This window comes from Synechococcus sp. R55.7 (assembly GCF_047461955.1).
Lineage (GTDB): Bacteria > Cyanobacteriota > Cyanobacteriia > Thermostichales > Thermostichaceae > Thermostichus.
On record NZ_JANSIC010000521.1, the window covers coordinates 1 to 536 of the forward strand.

The 536-nt window shown below is 56.3% G+C and carries 1 protein-coding gene; it reads left to right on the top strand.

Annotation, left to right across the window (positions count from 1 at the left end; genetic code table 11):
• Positions 1 to 536, top strand: a 536-nt coding sequence (locus tag NW820_RS13470; protein WP_414407783.1) for a transposase, incomplete at both ends; no start/stop codon positions are given.

A 536-nucleotide genomic window follows, 5' to 3' on the forward strand; every position in this document is an offset into this window, starting at 1 on the left:
TATCTTCTCGTTCCGCGAGAAAGACTGGACGGTGTCGCTGACCACGGTGGAAGGGCGAGAGCGCTTTGGACTGGCCATTGGCAACTACCAGCGTGGAATACTGGCTGGTTCCAACCCCAAAGCCGCCACCCTGGTCAAGCGGGAGGACGGCTCCTATTACATCCAGATTTGCGTAGAGAAAAAGCCACCCAAGCAACAAGATGCCGACAAGGTAATCGGGGTGGACTTTGGAAGGACGGATATCGCTCATACCTCAGAAGGGGACAACTGGAATGGACAGCAGTTGAGCCGAGTTCGAGACCACTACTCCCGATTGAGGGCGGCACTCCAACGCAAAGCCAGTAAGGGCACACGCAGTTCGCGGCGCAGATGCAGAGAACTGTTGCAACGGCTGTCTGGCAAGGAGAGACGCTTTCAGTCGCGTCAGCGTTGCGTAGCAAAAACGTGGGTCAATCATCGCATCTCCAAAGCCGTTGTCTCTAGGGCAAAAGCTACCAACAGCGCTATCGCTCTGGAAGACCTGACGGGGATCCGGG